The 20,858-nt window shown below is 62.7% G+C and carries 22 protein-coding genes and 1 tRNA gene; 10 read left to right on the top strand and 13 right to left on the bottom strand.

The features are described 5' to 3' along the window. Positions 1–22 precede the first annotated feature (22 nt). The 10 genes from ptsN to FNB15_RS12675 form a co-directional block, all read right to left on the bottom strand. Positions 23–487 carry a PTS IIA-like nitrogen regulatory protein PtsN gene (gene ptsN / locus FNB15_RS12720; protein ID WP_144069061.1) on the bottom strand — a complete coding sequence of 155 codons (465 nt, stop codon included), beginning with the start codon at positions 485–487 and terminating at the stop codon, positions 23–25. Positions 488–542: 55 nt separating this feature from the next. Beyond that, the gene (gene hpf / locus FNB15_RS12715) at positions 543–869 is read right to left on the bottom strand and encodes a ribosome hibernation-promoting factor, HPF/YfiA family (RefSeq protein ID WP_144069060.1); all 327 of its coding nucleotides are present in this window, start codon (positions 867–869) and stop codon (positions 543–545) included. Positions 870–1,051: 182 nt separating this feature from the next. Further along, positions 1,052–1,699: a carbonate dehydratase gene (gene can, locus FNB15_RS12710; protein ID WP_144069059.1), complete on the bottom strand. Its 648-nt coding sequence runs from the start codon at positions 1,697–1,699 to the stop codon at positions 1,052–1,054. A gap of 13 nt (positions 1,700–1,712) precedes the next feature. Then, positions 1,713–3,266 (bottom strand): RNA polymerase factor sigma-54, encoded by a 1,554-nt coding sequence (gene rpoN / locus FNB15_RS12705; RefSeq protein ID WP_144069058.1) that lies wholly within the window; start codon positions 3,264–3,266, stop codon positions 1,713–1,715. Positions 3,267–3,280: 14 nt separating this feature from the next. Next, positions 3,281–4,078, bottom strand: coding sequence for an LPS export ABC transporter ATP-binding protein (lptB, locus tag FNB15_RS12700; protein ID WP_144069057.1), 798 nt, complete (start codon positions 4,076–4,078; stop codon positions 3,281–3,283). Next, complete coding sequence (locus FNB15_RS12695; protein WP_185973540.1) at positions 4,075–4,731, bottom strand: LptA/OstA family protein; 657 nt, start codon at positions 4,729–4,731, stop codon at positions 4,075–4,077. Before FNB15_RS12695 ends, lptB begins: the two co-directional genes overlap by 4 nt. A gap of 5 nt (positions 4,732–4,736) precedes the next feature. After that, positions 4,737–5,417: an LPS export ABC transporter periplasmic protein LptC gene (gene lptC / locus FNB15_RS12690; RefSeq protein ID WP_144069055.1), complete on the bottom strand. Its 681-nt coding sequence runs from the start codon at positions 5,415–5,417 to the stop codon at positions 4,737–4,739. An 11-nt stretch (positions 5,418–5,428) separates the two neighbouring features. Further along, positions 5,429–6,523, bottom strand: a complete 1,095-nt coding sequence (locus FNB15_RS12685; protein WP_144069054.1) for a KpsF/GutQ family sugar-phosphate isomerase — start codon at positions 6,521–6,523, stop codon at positions 5,429–5,431. Between the two features lie 144 nt (positions 6,524–6,667). Beyond that, a complete protein-coding gene (locus FNB15_RS12680) occupies positions 6,668–7,282 on the bottom strand; it encodes a ribonuclease D (protein WP_144069053.1) in 615 nt (204 codons plus the stop codon). Between the two features lie 68 nt (positions 7,283–7,350). Continuing rightward, positions 7,351–7,437, bottom strand: a tRNA-Leu gene (locus tag FNB15_RS12675). Positions 7,438–7,614: 177 nt separating this feature from the next. On the opposite strand from FNB15_RS12675, the gene FNB15_RS12670 reads away from it, so the two are divergent. Next, positions 7,615–8,724 (top strand): NAD(P)/FAD-dependent oxidoreductase, encoded by a 1,110-nt coding sequence (locus tag FNB15_RS12670; RefSeq protein WP_144069052.1) that lies wholly within the window; start codon positions 7,615–7,617, stop codon positions 8,722–8,724. Between the two features lie 4 nt (positions 8,725–8,728). Then, entirely contained in the window at positions 8,729–9,598 is an 870-nt protein-coding gene (locus FNB15_RS12665; RefSeq protein WP_144069051.1) for an SMP-30/gluconolactonase/LRE family protein, read from the top strand. Here the strand turns inward: FNB15_RS12665 and FNB15_RS12660 are convergent, their stop codons facing one another. Together FNB15_RS12660 and FNB15_RS12655 are read right to left on the bottom strand one after the other, a co-directional pair. Next, positions 9,599–10,534 (bottom strand): fumarylacetoacetate hydrolase family protein, encoded by a 936-nt coding sequence (locus FNB15_RS12660; protein WP_144069050.1) that lies wholly within the window; start codon positions 10,532–10,534, stop codon positions 9,599–9,601. Between the two features lie 6 nt (positions 10,535–10,540). Then, positions 10,541–11,317: a cyclase family protein gene (locus FNB15_RS12655; RefSeq protein WP_144069049.1), complete on the bottom strand. Its 777-nt coding sequence runs from the start codon at positions 11,315–11,317 to the stop codon at positions 10,541–10,543. 136 nt (positions 11,318–11,453) lie between these two features. Between FNB15_RS12655 and FNB15_RS12650 the strand changes: the two genes are divergently transcribed. Genes FNB15_RS12650 through FNB15_RS12620 form a run of 7 tightly spaced genes read left to right on the top strand, consistent with a single transcriptional unit; the run spans position 11,454 to position 18,744 of the window. Further along, a complete protein-coding gene (locus FNB15_RS12650) occupies positions 11,454–12,188 on the top strand; it encodes a GntR family transcriptional regulator (protein WP_144069048.1) in 735 nt (244 codons plus the stop codon). A gap of 50 nt (positions 12,189–12,238) precedes the next feature. After that, positions 12,239–13,309, top strand: coding sequence for a C4-dicarboxylate TRAP transporter substrate-binding protein (locus FNB15_RS12645; protein ID WP_144069047.1), 1,071 nt, complete (start codon positions 12,239–12,241; stop codon positions 13,307–13,309). Between the two features lie 27 nt (positions 13,310–13,336). After that, a complete protein-coding gene (locus tag FNB15_RS12640; protein WP_144069046.1) occupies positions 13,337–13,831 on the top strand; it encodes a TRAP transporter small permease subunit in 495 nt (164 codons plus the stop codon). Then, positions 13,828–15,141, top strand: a complete 1,314-nt coding sequence (locus tag FNB15_RS12635; RefSeq protein WP_144069045.1) for a TRAP transporter large permease — start codon at positions 13,828–13,830, stop codon at positions 15,139–15,141. Before FNB15_RS12640 ends, FNB15_RS12635 begins: the two co-directional genes overlap by 4 nt. Position 15,142: 1 nt before the next feature. Then, the gene (locus tag FNB15_RS12630) at positions 15,143–16,171 is read left to right on the top strand and encodes an SMP-30/gluconolactonase/LRE family protein (RefSeq protein WP_144069044.1); all 1,029 of its coding nucleotides are present in this window, start codon (positions 15,143–15,145) and stop codon (positions 16,169–16,171) included. Further along, positions 16,168–16,752 (top strand): cupin domain-containing protein, encoded by a 585-nt coding sequence (locus tag FNB15_RS12625; protein ID WP_144069043.1) that lies wholly within the window; start codon positions 16,168–16,170, stop codon positions 16,750–16,752. Before FNB15_RS12630 ends, FNB15_RS12625 begins: the two co-directional genes overlap by 4 nt. Positions 16,753–16,770: 18 nt before the next feature. Further along, entirely contained in the window at positions 16,771–18,744 is a 1,974-nt protein-coding gene (locus FNB15_RS12620) for an acetoacetate--CoA ligase (RefSeq protein ID WP_144069042.1), read from the top strand. A 16-nt stretch (positions 18,745–18,760) separates the two neighbouring features. Here the strand turns inward: FNB15_RS12620 and FNB15_RS12615 are convergent, their stop codons facing one another. After that, positions 18,761–19,663 carry a DMT family transporter gene (locus FNB15_RS12615; protein WP_144069041.1) on the bottom strand — a complete coding sequence of 301 codons (903 nt, stop codon included), beginning with the start codon at positions 19,661–19,663 and terminating at the stop codon, positions 18,761–18,763. Positions 19,664–19,878: 215 nt separating this feature from the next. Between FNB15_RS12615 and FNB15_RS12610 the strand changes: the two genes are divergently transcribed. Beyond that, the gene (locus FNB15_RS12610; RefSeq protein WP_144069040.1) at positions 19,879–20,856 is read left to right on the top strand and encodes a TAXI family TRAP transporter solute-binding subunit; all 978 of its coding nucleotides are present in this window, start codon (positions 19,879–19,881) and stop codon (positions 20,854–20,856) included. The last annotated feature ends 2 nt before the right edge of the window (positions 20,857–20,858 follow it).

Below are 20,858 nucleotides of genomic sequence, written 5' to 3'. Positions count from 1 at the left end.
CCACGCCCCGCCCGGTCTCTGATCAGGCGGCGTGGCTGGTCGGACTGTCAGTGAGCAGGGCGTAGATCGCGTCGGCGCTTTCAGCACCGCGCAGCTTTTCGCACACGCCCTTGTCGCGCAGCAGGCGCGACACGCGGGCCAGCGCCTTCAGGTGATCCGCACCGGCCGATTCAGGTGCCAACAGCAGGAAAATGAGATCGACCGGCATCTCGTCGATCGAATCGAAATCGATCGGACGCTCGACGCGGGCGAACAGGCCATACAACTTGTCCAGGCCAGGCAGACGGCCATGCGGGATCGCGATGCCATTGCCTACACCGGTGGTGCCAAGACGCTCGCGCTCGAGCAGTGTGTCGAAGATCGCGCGTTCATGCTGGCCGGTGATTTTTGCAGCGCGGGCGGAAAGCTCCTGCAGCGACTGCTTCTTGCTATTGGCCTTGAGGTTGGCCATTACGCCATCCGGGCTCAAGAGCTGAAAGATTTCCATGGGGAACAGTGCCTCCGCGGCGTCTACCATCGATGCGAGCTGGCCTCAACGAGGCTCAGGCAGCATCTCCGGTCTCAGTGGGCCGCTGGTGATGATTGCGTCGCTTGCGCTTGTCGCGGCGGACTTGCTTGGCAAGCTTGTCCAGCGCCTGATCGAAGCTGACGTAGATGTCGTTGCCTTCGGCGGCCGCCTGCATGGAAATCCCCGCGCCGATGTGGACGGTACACTGGCAATGGTACATCGAGCCGTCGAGACGAAACACGACATTGGCTTCAATGGCATTGTCCATGTACTTGGACACGGCGGCAGTGAGATGCTCCTCGACATAGGCGCGCAGAGAATCGCCAAGGTCGAGCTGCTGTCCGGAAGTCAGGATTTTCATGTGTGTCGAAATCCGAGTTCGATCGGTCAGAGCATGAGTGTAGTACGGCGGCCTTCGCCCGTCATGCGGCGCGGACCATAGACAAGGGCCTTTTCCCTGTCAACCGAATGTAAAATTCGTTAACCCATTGATTCATAAACTATCCACAGCCGTCTCGCTGCGGTTAACCTATACGGCAATGGTTAAGGTGCCGACTGGGCCGGTTCGGTACGGAAGATTCGGTCGACCGGCTCAACCCCGGATATGGTAACGCCCAGATCGCGGATCAAGCCGTTAGATATTCCGTATACCCAGCCATGCAGGCTGAGATCCTGGCCACGATGCCAAGCGTTCTGCACGATGGTGGTCTTGGCGAGATTTGCAACCTGTTCGCGGACATTCATCTCGCAGAGCAGATTCAGGCGCTTGTACTCGTCCACCACATCCTTCAACTCGATTTCATGCTTGGCATAGACATCGCGGATTGGCCGCAGCCAGTGGTCGATCAGGCCGAGTTGCTGCGGCTGCATTGCCGCACGCACGCCACCGCAACCGTAATGCCCGGTGACAATCACATGCTTCACCTTCAGATACTCGATGGCGTACTGCAATACCGCCAGGCAGTTCATGTCGGCCGGATGCACCAGGTTGGCAACATTGCGGTGCACGAACAATTCGCCCGGATCGAGGCCGACGATTTCATTGGCCGGCACGCGGCTGTCGGCACAGCCGATCCACAGATAGGACGGAGTCTGTTGATGCGTCAGCCGGTCGAAGAAACCCGGATCTGCATTCAGCTTGGAAATCGCCCAAGCACGGTTGCTTTCAAATAGCGGCGCAATATCGGCCATGCTCTCTCTCGTTTCAGCCGGCCTTCAGCAGGCCGGCCTTCTTGAGGCGCCGGCGTTCCACTGAAGACGGAATGTTCATCGCTTCACGATATTTCGCCACCGTGCGCCGGGCGATATCGACACCCTTGCCGGCCAGCATCTCGACGATCTTGTCGTCCGACAGCACGTCGGCGGCGCTCTCGGCATCGATCAGCGTTTTGATCCGGTGACGGATCGACTCTGCCGAGAAGGCCTCACCGCCATCGGTGGCCGCGATGCTGGCGGTGAAGAAATACTTCATCTCGAAAATCCCGCGCGGTGTCGCCATCGTCTTGTTCGAGGTGACGCGGCTGACCGTGCTTTCGTGCATTTCGATGGCCTCGGCCACGGCACGCAGATTGAGCGGCTTGAGATGCGACACGCCATGACGCAGGAAGGCGTCCTGCTGCCGCACGATCTCGCTGGCGACCTTGAGGATGGTCTGCGCCCGCTGGTCGAGCGACTTGACCAGCCAGTTCGCCGAGTTCAGGCAATCCGACATATAGGTCTTGGTCTGCTTGAGCTGGCTGTTCTGGGCGCTGTTGGTCTTTTCGGGTTTGGTGACGCGGGCATAATAGCGGCTGTTGACCAGCACGCGTGGCAACGTGTCACTGTTCAGCTCCACCGTCCAGCTGCCATCATTGGCGCGCCGGATGTAAACGTCGGGCACCAGCGTCTGCACCGGCTCGCCGCCGAACAGCAGGCCTGGCTTGGGATTGAGCGCGCGGATTTCCTGCACCATGTCGGCGATGTCTTCCTGGTCGACGCCGCAGATGCGCATCAGACCCGGAATATCGCGCTTGGCCAGCATCTCCAGATTGTCCAGCAGCGCCTGCATGGCGGGGTCGAGCCGGTCGCGCGCGCGCAGTTGTATCCCCAGGCATTCCTTCAGCGAGCGGGCAAAAATCCCCGCCGGCTCGATGGTCTGCAGATCGACCAGCACGGCCTCCACCTCGTCGGCTTCGATCCCAAGGCGGGCAGCGATGTCGTCCAGCGGCTCAGTGATGTAGCCGGCCTCGTCCAGCGCATCGATCAGCGCCGCGCCGATCAACCGGTCGCCGACATTGGCCGGCATCAGCAGCCACTGATCCTGCACATGTTCGCGCAGGCTGGGATTTTCCGACAGCGTCTGCTCCAGCCCGCCGCCGTCCTCGTCGAAGCGGCTGTCGCCGCCCCGGCCGCTGATATAATTGCTGGCCAGGCCTATATCGGCATTGGCGGCATCGTAACCGCTGTCGTTGTTGAAGGTATTGTCACCGTCAGGATCAACGTCCATCGCCTCGCGCGCCTTGTCGGCGATGCCATCGGAACTCAGATCCAGGCGTTCGGCCGGGCCATCAGCGTCGGCGGTATCGAATGAATCGCGGGTGTCCTCGCCGGGACCATCGCCATCCAGACGCTCGAGCAGGGGATTGCGCTCGAGTTCCTGCTCGACATAGGCGGTCAGTTCAAGATTGGAGAGCTGCAGCAGCTTGATAGCCTGCTGCAGCTGCGGCGTCATAACGAGCGCCTGACCCTGCCTCAGCTCAAGACGCGGACCCAAGGCCATGGCTTAGGGGCCCGTCACCAGCTGAACCGTTCGCCGAGGTAAACCCGCCGGACATTCTCGTCGGCGACGATTTCGCTCGGACTGCCCTCCATCAGCACCTTGCCGTCATGCAGGATGTAGGCACGGTCGATGATATCGAGAGTTTCGCGAACGTTGTGATCGGTGATCAGCACACCGATGCCGCGATCCTTCAGATGCGACACCAGCTGGCGGATTTCGCCCACCGCAATCGGATCGATGCCGGCCAGCGGTTCGTCGAGCAGCATGAAGGACGGCTGCGTGGCCAGTGCGCGAGCGATTTCGCAGCGGCGGCGCTCGCCGCCCGACAGCGCCAGCGCCGGCGTGCGGCGCAGATGCGTGATCGAGAATTCGGCCAGCAGATCGTCCAGCATTGCCTCGCGACGATCGGCTTCCGGCTCCACCAGCTCCAGCACGGAACGGATATTCTGCTCCACCGTCAGGCCGCGGAAAATCGAGGCTTCCTGCGGCAGATAGCCCATGCCGAGCCGCGAGCGGCGATACATCGGCAGGCCGGTGATATTATGGCCGTCCAGCGTGATGTTGCCGTGATCGGGCCGGATCAGTCCGGTCATGATGTAAAAGGTCGTGGTCTTGCCGGCACCGTTGGGGCCGAGCAGGCCGACCGCCTCGCCACGCTGCACATAGAGCGAGACATCGCGCAGCACCGGGCGCTTCTTGAAACTCTTGCCCAGGCGATGCGCGGCCAGGCCCGGATACGGATTTTCCGCAACCAGGCGCAGGCCCTCGCCCGCCTCCTGCCTGTCGTCGGGCTTGTCGCCGACAGCCGTCATCGGCGCTGCCCTCCCTGTTGCTGAGCCGGAGCATTGGGCGCAGGTGCGGCGTTATTGCTATTGTTCGGAATGATCACGCCGCGCACGCGCTGGCCTGCAGCCGGATCGCAGGTGCTGCGGCCGGTGTCCTGATACATCACCGCCCGCGCGCAGCGCAGCGTGCTGTCATCGCTGGTCAGCAGTACATTGCCGGTGATCGTCACGGTTTTCTTGTCGACATCGTAGACGCCGAAATCGCCCTGTGCCCGCTCCTTCGGTGTGGAGACGAAGACGTTGCCCTTGGCCTCGATCTTGGTGATCGAATTGGAATCCGGCCCTGCGGCCGTGGACTGCGGCGCGGGGCGGGCCGGCGCACGCGGGGCGGCGGCGCTCGCGGGAGCAGCGCCCTGCGCATTGCGGTCGCGGTAATAAACGAAAAGCTCATCAGAGCGCAGGCGCGTATCTCCCTGGATCACATCGACCTTGCCGCGGAAGATGGCAAGCTGCTTGTCCTGCTGCACCTCCAGCGTATCGGACGAGATGTCGATCGGCTCGTTGTTGTTCTGTCGCGCGCCCAGACCGATCTGCGCAGCTGCGGGAAGCGAAACGACAGCCAGTCCGGCCAAAATCATCGCGGCCATGCAATTCGGCAGATATCGAAGGAAGCGATCCATTTCGCTCATCCCCGCTTCTGCGGTAAGACTTTCGTCTTCACGCCATTGATAAACACGATGACCCGCCCCCTGTCGTAAACTCGCATGCCATTGGCATTGATGGTGCCGAAATCGGCATGGCCCCAGACCTTGTCGTCGCTGGAAATCACCTTGGTCTGCAGGTTGATCTCGGCGGAATGCCCATGCATCTCCGTACCGCGATCGCCAAAGACGTTGATGTTACCGAACAGGTCGAGCATCTGGGATGTCCCATTGTAAAGACCGGTATCAGATGTCAGCGACCACCATTCACCATTGCTCATGGTCATGTCCGCCTGCACGCGATCGAGCGTGACCTGCTTGTCGTCTTTCGGGTCCTGGATCGCGCGATCGGCGGTCACTACATAGGGCTGGCCGTTGGTATCGGTGCCGCGGTAGCGCGGGTTGTTCATCACCAGTGCTGCATTGGCGGTTTCCACGTCACTGAAGGTCAGCGGAATCGCCAGGCGGCGCTTCACCATCTGCGGCCAGGCGATCACCGTCACCACGGTGCCAAGCGCGATCATCGGCAGGATGAATTTCATGAACCGCACAAAGCCGCGCCGACGCGGCAGCGCAGACAGGACGTGGCCGGCGTCGCGCGGCTTGAAATGCGCGCTGCGACGGGGCTTGGACGATCCTTGCTGGCTGAGATCTGCGGTCATCATGGCGCCATGCTTCAGGTAATGCCTGCGCGCACGCAGTCGTGCATGTGCAGGATACCGACGGGACGGCTGTTATCGATCACGAAGAAGGCTGTAATGCGGCGCCGGTTCATTTCGCCCAACGCCTCGCCCGCCAACTGGTTCGAGCGGATGGTGATGGGTTTTTTCGTCATCACCGCCTCGACCTTCTGGTTCAGCAGGTCGCCCTCGATATGACGGCGCAGATCGCCATCGGTGATGATCCCGAGCAGCTTGTCCTTGTCACGACCGGTCTTGCCGACGATGCCGATGCAGCCAAAGCTGCGGCCTGCCATGGTGACCAGCGCCTCGCGCATCGGCGTGCCAACCGGCACCAGCGGCATCTCGGTGCCGGAATGCATCAGGTCCTTCACCTTGACCAGCTGCTTGCCCAGCTTGCCGCCGGGATGGAAGACGTGGAACTGGTCCTTGGTGAATCCCTTGCGCTCCATCAGCGCCACGGCCAGGGCATCGCCCAGCGCCAGCATCATGGTGGTGGACGTGGTCGGCGCCTGCGCAATCGGGCAGGCCTCTTCCACCGGCGGCACCAGCAGAACCACGTCGGCCGCATCGCCCAATGCCGATTTGGCCTTCTTGGTCATGGCGATCAACGGGATGGCGAAACGCTTGGCGTGCGCGATCACGTCAGCCAGTTCCTGCGTCTCGCCGGAATTCGACAGGCAGATCACCACATCGCCCGGCATGATCATGCCAAGGTCGCCGTGGCTCGCCTCGCCCGGATGCACGAAGCTGGCCGGCGTGCCGGTGGATGCCAGCGTGGCGGCGATCTTGCGGGCCACATGGCCGCTCTTGCCCATGCCTGAAATGATGGCACGCGCATGCCCACCTTCGCGGCTGACGTCCATCAGAATATCGACGGCCTTGCTGAAATTGCCGTCCAGATTGGCGGCAAGCGCGGCCAGCCCGTTGGCTTCCATCATCAGGACGCGGCGGCCGACTTCGATATCGGGGCTTGCTGCCGGACGCCGGCTGGCGACCTGCACCACCTTTGCCGGACCGGCCTTGGGCTGCGCTTTCGCACGTTTCTTTCCGGCGCGCTTGACCCGCGCGACGGAGGGTGCGGATGTCATGGGCTTTTTCACCGCTTGGGGGACACTAACAAGAATCGTGCCAAGTATGGAGAATCGGCCCTCAAATTGCAAACCTGATGGCCGGTTTGCAGCTGAATTCGGTGCCTGGCTGTTCGCGGGGTAAGCCCCGGAATCAAAAGGGGATCAATGGGCGAAAATGTCGTCTTCCGGCCAGCCGGCAAGGTCGAGCGCGGCGCGTGCCGGCAGGAAGCCGAAACAGGCCTCGGCCAGTGCGGTGCGGCCTTCGCGGGCCAGCATGCTGTCCAGCACCGTCTTGAGCTGATGCAGGTTCAGCACGTCGGATGCGGCATAGCGCTGCTGCGCCTCGGTCAGGTCCTGGGCGCCCCAGTCAGAGGACTGCTCCTGCTTGGAGATGTCCACGCCGATCAGGTCGCGGCACAGATCCTTCAGACCATGGCGGTCGGTGAAGGTGCGCACCAGCTTGGAGGCCGTGCGGGTGCAGTAAACCGGCGTGGTTTCAGCACCGAGATACTGTTTCAGCGCCGCAAGGTCGAAGCGGGCGAAGTGAAACAGCTTGAGGATTTTCGGGTTTTCCAGCAGGCGCTTCAGGTTCGGCGCGCTGTAACCGGTGCCGGAGCGGAACTGCACCAGATGGGCGTTGCCGTCCCCCGACGAAAGCTGAACGACGCAGAGGCGGTCGCGCAGCGTGCGCAGGCCCATGGTCTCGGTATCGACTGCCACAACCGGGCCAAGGTCGAGGCCGGCCGGCAGGTCGTTCTGATAGACAGTGATGGTCATCTGCGATGCACTCTCGGGTGCTGCACTCGAGCCGGCGCTGTACTCAAGCGATGCGGCAATCGAGGAATTGGTGCCCAGGATAAGACTCGAACTTACACGACCTTTCGGTCACTAGCACCTGAAGCTAGCGCGTCTACCAATTCCGCCACCTGGGCAAACGATGCGGGCAACCCAAGGGCCGTCCGAACCGAGGCGAGTGTTTACGGCTCCGGCCGCTGGAAGTCAAGCGCCGCCCGCAGAATTCCCGGCGCTATTATCGGCAGGCCGCTCAAGGGGTTGCGCCGACACGGACGGCTGCCGATAACGGGGAGAGGCAAGGAGCTGGAAGGCCGATGGACAGCGTCGAATGTCTGGTAATCGGGGCTGGCGTGGTCGGCCTGGGCATAGCCCGGGCACTGGCCCGGCGCGGCCATGAAGTGGTGATCGCCGAGGCCGCAGATCTGATCGGCAGCGAGACCTCCTCGCGCAATTCCGAGGTGATCCATGCCGGCATCTATTATCCGGCCGGCAGCCTGAAGGCCAAACTCTGCGTCGAAGGCAAGCAGGCGCTCTATGCCTACTGCGCTGATCGGCATGTCGGCCACAACCGCTGTGGCAAGCTGATCGTTGCCACCGACGACAGCCAGATCGCCGACCTGGAAATGCTGAAGAAAAAGGCCGAAGCCAACGGCGTGCATGACCTGCAATGGCTGACGCGCGATGAGGCACTGGCGCTGGAACCGCAGCTGCATTGCGTTGCCGCGCTCCTTTCTCCGTCCACCGGCATCATCGACAGCCATGGCCTGATGCTGGCCTATCAGGGCGAAGCGGAAGATCACGGCGCCATGCTGGCGCTCGGGTCGCCGGTGGTGCGCGGCGAAGCGGTGAATGATGGCATCGTCATCGAAACCGGCGGCGCCGATCCAATGGTGCTGAAAGCCCGCATCGTGGTGAATGCCGCCGGCTTCGCCGCCCAGGGCATCGCCGCGAAGATCCACGGCGTGCGGCCCGAGAGCATTCCCGGCTGCTACTACGCCAAGGGCAACTATTTCGTACTGTCCGGCGTGAAGGTGCCGTTCTCGCGGCTGATCTATCCGATCCCGACGCCGGGCGGACTGGGCACGCATGTCACCATCGACATGGGCGGACAGATGCGCTTCGGCCCCGATGTCGAATGGATCGATGCCATCAATTACAATGTCGATCCGGCGCGCGGCGACAGCTTCTACGCTGCCGTGCGGCAATACTGGCCCGGCCTGCCCGACGGCTCGATCCAGCCCGGCTATTCCGGCATCCGCCCCAAGCTCAGTCGCGGAGCAGGTAAAGGCGGCGACGATTTCATCATCCAAGGACCGGAGCAGAATGGCGTGCCGGGCCTGATCAACCTGTTCGGCATCGAAAGCCCCGGCCTCACGGCTTCACTCAGCATCGGCGAGATGGTTGCCGATATGGCAGAGGAATGAACTGATGGACGCGACCTGCATTCTGGACGGCAAATTCGCACTGGCGGAATCGCCAGTCTGGTCGGCCAGTGATCAGAAGCTCTGGTTCGCCGACATCCACGCGCCGAACCTGCATCGCTTCGACCCGGCGACGCAGAAACTGGAAACCTGGAACATGCCGAGCGCGCTGGGCAGCCTGGCGCCGACCCGTGGCCATGAACTGCTGCTGGCGCGTCGCGACGGCATCTGGCTGTTCGATCCGGTCTCCGAAAGTGAAACCCTGCTGGCCACCTCACCGCTGGAAGATGCGCGGTTCAACGATGGCCGCTGCGACCGCCAGGGCCGCTTCTGGGTCGGCGGCATGACCGATGACCGCCAGCCCGATACCGCGCTCTATCGTCTGGAAGGTGGCCGCGTGCTGCGGCAGGGTTTGGTTGGCGCCATCGCGATCTCCAATGGCCTGGCCTGGAGCCCGGATGGCGCGACCATGTATCATGCCGACACGCCAACCATGTGCGTCTGGGCTTACGACTACGACGTGAAGACCGCGGCGATCTCGAACCGCCGGCTGTTCCTCGATCTGCGCGAAACGGCTGAGCGCCCGGATGGCGCCACGGTGGATTCAGCCGGCAATTACTGGGTGGCGCTCTATGGCGCCGGCAGGGTGGTGCAGGTCTCGCCCGAGGGCAAACGCCTGCGCGATGTGCGCCTGCCGGCCAATGCGACGACTATGCCCTGCTTCGGCGGGCCGGATTTCAAAACGCTCTACATTACGACGGCACGCCAGCGGCATACGCCCGAGGACTTGGCGAAAACACCGCTGGCCGGCGGCATTTTCGCGATCCCGGTCGAGATTCCGGGCCTGCCGGAAGTGCCGTTTACGTCTGGCGCCTGATTATTTCTGCCTGACCACCCGGTTGCGCAGGATGCCGATCTTCTCGACCTCCAGCTCGACCACATCGCCATCTTTCAGATAACGGCCATGTTCCAGACCGCAGCCGTCACCCACGGTGCCCGAGCCGAAGAACTCGCCCGGATGCACCGTTTCATCGGATGACACACGCGCCAGCAGGTCCTCGAACTTGTGGTGGATGGTGCGCGAATTGCTGTCGCACCAGGTTTCGCCGTTGACGCGCGCCTGCATGCGCAGGGCATAGGGATCGCCGATCTCGTCCAGCGTCACCAGGAACGGGCCCATCGAATTGCCGGTATCGAAATCCTTGCCCTTGCAGGGGCCGAGCATGCTCTGCATCTCGATCGACTGCGCGTCGCGGGCCGAGAAATCGTTGAAGATGGTGAAGCCGAAGATGTGGTTGCGGGCTTCCGACGGCTTGATGTTCTTGCCAGTCTTGCCGAGGAAGAAGCCGAATTCCAGCTCGAAATCCATCACCTGGCTGTAGCGCGGCCAGATCACATCACCCTCGGGACCGTTCACCGAAAAACGGTTGGACTTGTAGTAGATCGGAATCTGGTACCAGGTCGGCGGTACCTTGATCTTGCCCATCTTGACCAGCAGCGGGCCGAGCAGCGGCTTGCGCATGATCGTCATGCGCTCCATCGCCTGCTGCACATGCTTTTCGAACAGCATGCTGTCGCGGATCTGCTCCGGCACCAGCACCGGCGCATGCAACCTGGCCTCGCCCAGCGCCACACGTGTCTCGGCACGATCCTGCAGGCTTTTCGCCTTCGCCTTGGCCTCGGCGCCGCCCTTGATGATGGCCAGCGTGCTGTCAAAGCTGCCGCCGAGATCGACAATCGCCGCGCCATCAGCAGTGAGCACGCCAGGGCGCTTCTCGCCATGCGCCGCATGGCTATAGGTGCAGAATTTCATCTGTGCTTATTCCTCGAAGATGGCGACGGCACGGGTCCAGCCGGCGGAGGCGCCGCGGATCTTGTGCGGGAAGCAGGAAATGGTGAAACCGAACGGCGGCAGCACTTCCAGGTTATGCAGCTTCTCCAGATGGCAGTAGCCGATATGGCGGCCGGCCTTGTGGCCTTCCCAGATCAGCGAGGCATCCTGACTCTCCTTGAACTTCTCGGCGGTATGCACGAACGGCGCATCCCAGCTCCAGGCATCGGTGCCGGTGACGCGCACGCCACGTTCCAGCAGATACATGGTGGCCTTGTAGCCCATGCCGGCACCGGTGCTGACGTAGTTCGGCTTGCCATAGGCTTTGCCGGCCGCCGTATTGACCACGACGATGTCGTGCTCTTTCAGCGTATAGCCGATGCGCTTCAGCTCGTTCTCGACATCCTTGTCGGTGACGACATAGCCGTCGGGCAGCTTGGTGAAGTCGAGCTTCACGCCATCACCGAAGCACCATTCCAGCGGCACCTCGTCGATGGTCCAGGCGCGCTCGCCATGGTTCATCGTCGAATGGAAGTGATACGGCGCATCCAGATGCGTGCCGTTATGGGTATTGAGTTGCACATTCTCCACCGCCCAGCCCTCGGCTTCAGGCAGGTCTTCTTCCTTCAGGCCGGGGAAGAACTTCACCACGTCCGACGCGCTGTCCTTGTGGCGGATATAGTCGATCTTCGGGCCGAAGCCCGGCGGATCGGACTGGACGTCATTCTCGAGAAAGATGGAGAGGTCGACAAAGCGACGGGGCATAGTTCCTCCCAAGGAAATCTATAGGGGCCGGCTCTGGTGGGCGGTTGCGGGTAACAATAACGATCACGGATCATTTTGTCGATTTTTTTCTTTTTTGTCGTTGACAGTTTCCGAGTCCGGTCGTCACAGTGACGCTATGGGAGACGAAAAGACCAAAGCCGATATCCGCGATCTGGCCGCCGAAGCCGGCAGCCTGACGGAATCCGCATACCGGAATATTCGCGCCGATATCATCGCGGGCCGCCTCCCACCCGGCACCAAGCTGCAGATCGACGACCTGAAATCCCGCTACGGCCTGAGCGCCAGCCCGCTGCGCGAAGGCCTCGCCCGGCTGATCAGCCAGGGCTTCGTCTCGGCCGAAAGCCAGCGCGGCTTCCGCGTCGCCGCCATGAGCGCCGAGGATCTGGCCGATATCACGCTGGCCCGCCAGGTGGTGGAGCCCGCCGCACTGAAACGCGCCATCGAGCGCGGCGACGATGCCTGGGAAGGCGCCATTCTCGCGGCCTATCACCGGCTTGACCGCTATGTCGCCCGCAAGGAAGGCCAGACGCTGGAGAATTTCACCGAGTTCAGCGACCTGCACAAAGGCTTCCATGTCGCGCTGATTGCCGCCTGCGGCTCGCCGCGCCTGCTGGATGAACAGAGCCGGCTTTACGACCAGGCCGAACGCTATCGCCAGGGCATGATGCAGAATTTCATGGTGATCGGGCATGGTGTGCTGATGCGCGAACACAAGCAGCTGATGGACATGGTGCTGGCGCGCGACGCCGACGCCGCCTGCGCCAGCCTGCAGCACCATCTCGGCCACACTTACGAATTCTGCTACGGCGAAGACGCTGCAGCGAATGCCAGGCAGACGGCGCCGCCGTGACTGCCTGACAAAAAAGAACAACAACGCGGATAATTCCTCGGGAGGAAACCATGACCGCACTCAAGACCATCTCCGGCGTCATCAGCGCCGGCCTTCTGCTCGCGCTGGCCCAGCCGGCGACGGCACAGACCGTCAAGATGACGGCCGTGGCCGGCCATCCTGTGGTGTTCCCCTGGGTGAAGCTGGCCGACGAATTCTTCATCCCCGAAGTCGACAAGCGGCTGGCGGCGGCCAACAGCAAGACCAAATTCGAATGGACCAAGGCCTGGGGCGGCACTGCCGTGAAGCTGGGCAGCGAGTCCGGCGCGATCAAGGACGGTCTGGCCGAGCTCGCCTTCGTCTCGACCATCTTCGAGGCGCCGAAATTCCCGCTGCAGAACGTGTCTTACGTTGCCCCCTTCATGACCGACGATGTCGCCGTGATGTCGAAAGTGATCAAGGGCGTGCAGGCCAAGGTGCCGGCGATGGCCGAAGCCTGGACCAAGAACAACATGATCTTCCTCGGCGGCACCGGCCTCGACAGCTATCACCTCTTCACCAAGGGGCCGATCAACAAGCTGGAAGACCTGAACGGCAAGAAGATCAACGCCCCCGGCCCCTCGGCCAACTGGGTGAAGGGCACCGGCGCGGTTGCCGTCGCCGGCACACTGCAGACCTACTACAACGACATCCAGACCGGCGTGACCGAGGGTGCACTCACCTTCGTCACTGGTGCCTTCCCGGCCAAGCTGACCGAAGTTGCCCCGCATATCACCAAGGTGAATTACGGTGCGCAGTTCGCCGGCGCGCTGGTGATGAGCAAGCGCGTCTACGACAAGCTGCCGAAGGATGCGCAGAAGATCGTCAATGAGGTCGGCGCGGAATACGACGCCAAATTCGCCCAGCTGCTGGCCGCCACGTCGGCCTCGCTGATGCAGAAGATGGTGGAAGGCGGCGCCAAGGTGCGCGAACTCTCGGCCGAGGAACGCAAGCAGTGGGCAATGGTGCTGCCCAATGTGGCGCTGCCCTGGGCCAAGGATCTCGACAGCAAGGGCCTGCCCGGCACGGTGGTGCTGAACGAGTTCGTGGCCCAGATGAAGGCGACGGGCGCCAGCTTCCCGCGCGACTGGTCGAAAGAGTAAGCCCAACACAAGTTTGGTGGTGCCGTGATGTTTTCCCGACTGCTTGGCGCGATGAATGCGCTCGGCACCGTGTGGATTTTTCTCCTCATGGTTCTGATCAACTCCGACATCCTGGGGCGCGAATTGTTCAGCACCCCGGTGCGCGGCACCACTGAACTGCTTGCCCTGTCCATCGTCGGGATCGTCTTCCTGCAACTCGGCCACGCGCTGATGAGCGGGCGCATGACCCGCTCCGACATGCTGATCGAAAACCTTCTGATTGCCCGGCCACGCGCCGGCCGCGCCCTGCAGGGTATTTTCAACCTGCTGGGCGTGGTGTTTCTGGTCATCATCTTCTGGGGCAGCCTGGCGTTGTTCGAAGAAGCCATCGAGATCGGCGAATATGTCGGCGCCGCTGGCGATTTCACCGCCCCGACCTGGCCGATCCGGCTGCTGATCCTGATCGGCGCCGCTGCCACCGGACTGCAGTATCTGATCATGGCCTGGCAGGATTTCCGCTTCGTTTTCGCAGGTGAGAAATGACCGGCCTCGAAATCGGCTTCCTCACCCTGGCCGGCATGATGCTGCTGGTCTGGAGCGGGCTGCATGTGGCTGTCGCCCTTGGCCTCACCTCCTTCGTCGGCGTCTGGCTGCTAAAAGACGACATCGGGGTCGCCACCAGCATGCTGGCGCAGGGCGCGTCGGATTCGATTGCCAGCCATATCTTTGGCGTCGTGCCGCTGTTCGTGCTGATGGGCTTCCTCGTCTCGATTGCCGATATCGGCAAGGATGCCTTCGAGGTCGCCAACCAGGGCCTGCGCCGGCTGCGCGGCGGGCTCGGTATCGCCACCGTGGCCGCCAATGCCGTGTTCGCCGCCATCACCGGCATCAGCATCGCGTCTGCCGCCGTCTTCACCCGCGTCGCCGTGCCGGAAATGCTGCGCTACGGCTACAAGCCCGGCTTCGCCACCGGCGTGGTGGCGGGATCTTCCGTGCTTGGCATGCTGATCCCGCCCAGCCTGCTGATGATCCTCTACGGCTTCCTGGCTGAGGTGTCGGTCGGCGCGATGTTCATGGCCGGCGTGGTGCCGGGCCTGCTGCTGGCCGTCAGTTACTCTGTCGGCATCATGGTCATGGCGCGCTTCTGGCCGTCCTATGTCGGCGGTCATGCCGAGGGCGATGCCGCCGGAGTGACCCTGATGGGCAGCAAGGAAATGACCGCCAAGCTGTTGCCGATCCTCCTGCTGATCGCTGCCGTGCTCGGCGGCATCTATGCCGGTTTCTTCACCGCCACCGATGCCGGCGCAGTCGGCGCCGCCGGCGCGCTGGTGATTGCACTGTGGAAGCGCAAGCTGGACAGCAAAAAATTCTGGCAGGTGCTGGTCGAGACCGGCCACGTCACCGTCTCGGTCTCCTTCCTGATCATCGGCGCCAGTCTTTACACGCGCATGCTGGCGCTCAGCGGCGTGCCGCAGTTCCTGGTCGGCGAGATCAGTGCGGCAGGCTTCGGCCCCTTCGCCTTCCTCGCCATCTACATCCTGCTGATCGTCCTGCTCGGCTGCTTCATCGACTCCAGTTCGATCCTGCTGATCGTGCTGCCGCTGATGCTGCCGATCGCCAGCGGCTTCGACATGAACCTGATCTGGTTCGGCATCGTCACCATTGTCGCCGTCGAGATCGGACTCCTTACTCCGCCCTTTGGATTAAGTGTCTTTGTCATCAAAAGCAGTTTGAACGATTCAACGATCACGCTACGCACCATCTTCATGGGCGCACTGCCCTTTGCCTTCATCATGCTGCTGACGCTGATCCTGCTGGTGATCTTCCCGAAACTCACTCTGGCACTGGTGTGAGATGGCTACTCCCAATCCCCTCAAGGGCTTTCAAATCAGCCGTGACGACCTGCAGTTCGTCGGCAAGGACCTGCAGCGGCCGGAATGCATCCTGGCCGAACGCGACGGCACGCTGTGGTCGGCCGATGCGCGTGGCGGCGTCATGCGGATCGAGCCCGACGGCAACCAGCGCCTGATCGCGCAGCAGGCCGACAGCCACTTCGCCGGCACCACCGACCTGGCGAAGCGCTTCACCGAAGGCACGCTGCCCAACGGGCTGGCCTTCGCCCGCAACGGCGACATCCTGATCTCCAATTTCGGCACCGACCGGCTGGAAGTGATGACCCGCGAAGGCGGCAGCCGTGTGCTGTATGACAGCATCGACGGCAAGCCGATCGGCAAGGTCAATTTCGTGCTGCGCGACAGCAAAGACCGTATCTGGCTCACCGTTTCCACCCGCATCAAAAACTGGATGGAGGCGATCCGCCCTGGCCTGGATGACGGCTTCATCGCGCTGGCCGACGAGCGCGGCCTGCGCATCGTCGCCGATGGCCTGCATTTCACCAATGAAGTGCGGCTGGATGCCAAGGAAGAATACCTCTACGCCGTGGAAACCTGCGGCCGGCGCATCACGCGCTTTCGCGTCGGCGGCGACGGCAGCCTGTCCGGTCGCGAGATTTTCGGACCGCGCGATTTCGGCCCGGCCGGCTTCCCCGATGGCTGCGCCTTCGATGATTACGGCAACCTCTGGGTCACGCTGGTGATGGCCGAGCGGCTGATAGCACTGACACCGGACGGCGAGATGCTCACCCTGTTCGATGATGGCAAGCCCGACAAGATCGCAGCACTTGAAGCCGGCTACCAGACCGGCAGGCCTGCGCCCGAGCAGATGATGGAAACTCGCAGCAGCGTCACACCCTGGATCGCCAGCGTCACCTTCGGCGGCCCCGACCTGCGCAATGCCTATATCGGCACGCTCTTCGGCACGAATATCCCCTGGTTCCGCAGCCCCGTCGCCGGCCTTCCCATGGTCCATTGGAGCGAAAAATGAAAGCACCGCGCCGTATCGTCACCGGACATAACGCGGCCGGCCAGTCCGTCGTCGCCATCGACACGGTGATGACGCCGACCATCGAAAAGCCGGAGTTGGGCGTCGCCTTTTTCGAGGTGTGGAATACCGCCGGCAGCCCGGTGAGCGTGGATAACGGCAAGGATCCCACGGATCGCCAGCTGGAGATCGAGCCGCCCAAACAGGGCAGCATCATCCGCTTTGTCGATTTCGGCCCCAGGCAGACTGCCGCCGCCGGCGCGCCGCCGGTGACGAAGGAAATGGCGCAGGCCGCCTTCGCCATGGTCGGTTCGTCCCATGCCTCGACCTGGAAGCCCGGTTCGCCGCATCCGCTGATGCATCGCACGGAATCGGTCGATTACGGCATCGTCGTGCATGGCGAGATCGTGCTGGTGCTGGACGACGGCTCGCGCACGCATCTCAAGGCCGGCGACGTGGTGGTGCAGCGTGGCACAGACCATGCCTGGGAAAACCCCTCAGAAACCAATCCCGCCCGCATGGCCTTCATCCTGCTAGATGGTGCATTCTCGCCCGAGATCGCTAAGCTGATCACAAAAACGTAAGCACTTCCGGGAGAGACCATGACCGAGACGGCAGCCCCCGCCCTGCTGTGGACCCCAACGGCCGAGCGCATCGAGCGCAGCAAGCTGCATCGCTTCATGACCTGGCTGCGCAAAGAACGCGGCCGCGATTTCGAGGACTACGACAGCCTGTGGCGCTGGTCGGTCAGCGACCTCGAAGGCTTCTGGGCCGCGGTGTGGGATCATTTCGAGCTCAAGTCCTACAAGCCTTATGACAAGGTGCTGGCGAAGCGCGAGATGCCCGGTGCGAAGTGGTTCACCGGCGCCGAGCTGAATTTCGTCGACCAGGTTTTCCGGCATGAGACCGCGGCCCGGCCGGCCATCCTGTATTCCTCCGAGACCCAGCCGCTGAAACAGGTGGCGTGGAGCGGCCTGCGCGAACAGGTCGGCGCCATGGCGGCACATCTGCGTGCGCTGGGTGTGAAACGCGGCGACCGCGTGGTGGCCTATGCGCCCAATACGCCGGAAACCATCGTGGCTTTCCTGGCGGTGGCCAGCATCGGCGCGATCTGGTCGGTCTGTTCACCCGATATGGGGCTGAACGCAGTGCTCGACCGGTTTCGCCAGATCGAACCAGTGGCGCTGTTTGCCGTGCCCTCCAGTCATTACAACGGCAAGCATCTCGACAAGGGTGATGTGCTGGCCCAGCTGGTCGCCGAACTGCCATCGGTGCAGAACCTGATCCTGATGCCGGGCGAAACGGCCCATGCCCTGCCCGATCGTGTCTCCATCGCACGCTGGGCCGATGTGATTGCAAAACCTGCCGACCTGAAGGTCGAGCCGGTGCCCTTCGATCATCCGCTCTGGGTGGTTTACTCGTCCGGAACCACGGGTCTGCCGAAACCGATTGTGCATGGCCATGGCGGCGTGGTCATCGTGATCATGCTGATGACGGCGCTGCACAACGACCTTGGCCCCGATGACGTCTTCCACTGGTATTCCAGCACCGGCTGGATCATGTGGAATGCCCAGGTGGCCGGGCTGCTGGTCGGCTCCACCATCGCGATCTACGACGGCAGTCCGAGCTGGCCGGACTGGAACCGGCTGTGGCAGTTTGTCGGCGAGACAAAAACCACATTCTTCGGCGCTGGCGCAGCTTTCTATGCCAATTGCCAGAAAGCCGGCATCGAGCCGCGCAAGATGGCCGATCTCTCGGCCCTGCGCACCATCGGTTCGACCGGCTCGCCGCTGTCGGAAGACTCTTATGCCTGGATCTATGACAAGCTCGACAAATCGGTCTGGCTGACCTCGATCTCCGGCGGCACCGATTTTGCCGGCGCTTTCGTCGCCGGCTGCACCTTGCTGCCGGTCTATGCCGGCGAGATGCAGGTGCGCTGCCTTGGTGCCGACATCCAGTCGCTGGATGACCAGGGAAAATCGCTGACCGATGAGGTGGGCGAGCTGGTCTGCGCCTCGCCGCTGCCCTCCATGCCGCTGTTCCTGTGGAACGACCCGGACGGCAAGCGCTATCACGACAGTTATTTCGACATGTATCCCGGCGTCTGGCGCCATGGCGACTGGCTGCGCATCACGCCGCGCGGCGGCGCCATCATTTATGGCCGCTCGGATGCCACCATCAACCGCCATGGCCTGCGGCTGGGCACCAGCGAAATCTATCGCGCGGTGGAAGAACTGCCTGAAGTGCTGGATAGCCTGATCGTCGACCTCGAATATCTCGGCCGCGAAAGTTACATGCCACTCTTCGTCGTGCTGCGGCCGGGCCTGACGCTGGATGCCGCACTGAAGGACCGCATCAACCAGGCGATCCGCAAAGCCGTGTCGGCGCGTTTCGTGCCGAACGACATCTTCCAGGTGTCGGACGTGCCGCGCACGCTGTCAGGCAAGAAGCTGGAAGTGCCGGTGAAGAAAATCCTGCTCGGCCAGCCGGTCGAGAAGGTGTCCAATCCCGGCACCATGGCCAACCCGGGCAGTCTGGCCTGGTTCGTCGAGTTCGCGAAGCGGCGCGCGGCCTAGGTTTTCAGCTGCGCCCCTACTTCAACTGAGCGCGCCGCGCCAGCAGGATGCCGCCCAGCACGACGACGCCGCCAGCGATCTGCAGTGACCCCAGGCTCTCGCCCAGCCAGAGCCAGCCGAAGAAGGCCGCCGCCACCGGCTGCACCAGCACCACCAGTGACGAGAACGACGCCGGCAGGTGACCGAGCGCATAGGCGATCAGGCTCTGCCCCAGTGCATGGCTGACCCAGGCCAGACCGAACAACACGGCCCAGCCGTTCAGTGTGGCAGGCAGGAATGTCTCGCCCATCAGCCAGGCCATCGGCAGCAGTACGATACCGCTGACCAGACTGGACCACAGCATGATTTCCTGGCTGCCATGACTGCCGCGCAGTTTGGCCACCGCGATCATATAGGCGCCGTAAAAACAGGCCGTGGTCAGCGCCAGCAGATCGCCGAAGACGTAGTCGCCGCCAAGCTGGAAACTGGACCCGACCAGCATCATCGCGCCGAAGATCGACACCAGCAGGGCAACCAGGAAAGCACCGGTGATGCGCTCGCCCAGCAGGAGCCAGGCGCCGAGGGTGACGATGACGGGCGCGAAATTCGACAGCAGCGTGGAATTCGCCACCGAGGTGTACTGGATCGCGAGATGCCAGAAGAACAGATCGCCGGCGAACAGCAAGCCGGGCAGCAGCAGCACGCCGAGCGGCGGCATGCGCGATGTACCTGGAGCGGTGGCCTTCCGCGCTGGCCGCAGATGCCAGACCAGCCACAGCGGCGGCACGGCGAGCATGGTGCGGTAGAAACCGGTCGCAGTCGGCCCGACTTCCGACAGACGCACGAAGATCGGTGAGAAGGCAATTGCCAGCGCGCCGAGAATCAGGGCAGCCAGGGCCCAGCGCTGGGCCAGATGCGGCGATGAGGCGGAGGAGGACATGACGCTTTTTTGCTTTTTTCGTGGGCAACTGAGACCCGGGCTTAGCCCCTGGGCAGCGGAAATACAATGGTTGTACAGCCTCTCGCGGTGTTGTGCGCTGCGGCACGGGAAAAGAGGGTTGATATTAGGTCGTCAGACTCCTTATCGTCTCCCCTCCGCACAAGGAGTGGGCCGTCACCAGGAATGCTGGGGCGGACAGCGAGGAGGAAACGAGAATGAAACGCCTGATGATTGGCGCGGCGCTGGCCGGCCTGGTATTCGCAGCGGTTGGCGCGACAGATGCGCTGGCGCAGAGCAAGAATCTTTCCATCGTCACCGGTGGCACCGGCGGCGTGTACTACCCGCTGGGTGGTGGCCTCGCCAACCTGCTGACCAAGCATGTGCCGGGCTGGCAGGCGACTGCCGAAGTGACCGGCGGTTCGGTCGACAACCTGAAGCTCGTCGGTGCCAAGCGCGCCGATATCGGTTTCAGCATGGCCGATGCCTCGCTGGATGCTTCCCGCGGCGAAGACAAGTTCAAGGGCAACGCGATCAATCATCGTACCCTTGGCGTGCTGTATCCGAATGTGATGCATGTCGTTACCACCGAAGCCAGCGGCGTCACCACGCTGGCTGGCCTGAAGGGCAAGCGCGTGTCGACCGGTTCGCCGGGTTCGGCCACCGAAGTGATGGCCTTTCGCGTGCTGGAAGCTGCCGGCCTCGACAAGGACAAGGACATCAAGCGTGAACGTCTCGGCGCCGCTGAGTCGACCAACGCGGTGAAGGACAACAAGATCGACGCCTACTTCTGGGTTGGCGGCGTGCCGACCTCGGCGGTGACCGATCTGGGTGCGACCCCGGGCGTGAAGCTGAAGCTGATCGACCATTCGGATGTCGTGAAGAAGATGAACGACAAGTATGGTCCGCTCTATGCCACCGGCCAGATTCCGGCCGGCGCCTATCCGGGCCAGACTGCGCCGAATGCGATGTCCAGCGTGTGGAACATCCTGTTCGTCGCCGACACGATGGATGAAACCACCGCCTACAACATCACCAAGACCATCTTCGAGAAGCGCGATGAATGGGCCCAGGTGCATGCCGAGGCGAAGAACGTGAAGCTGGAAAACCAGAAGCGCGAGAACACGCCGGTTCCGTTCCATCCGGGTGCAATCAAGTATCTGGCGGAAAAAGGCATCAAGATCGACCCAAAATAATC

Source organism: Ferrovibrio terrae (assembly GCF_007197755.1).
Lineage (GTDB): Bacteria > Pseudomonadota > Alphaproteobacteria > Ferrovibrionales > Ferrovibrionaceae > Ferrovibrio > Ferrovibrio terrae.
Note: the sequence above shows the minus strand (reverse complement) of the source record. Positions and strands in the feature narration are given on the sequence as shown.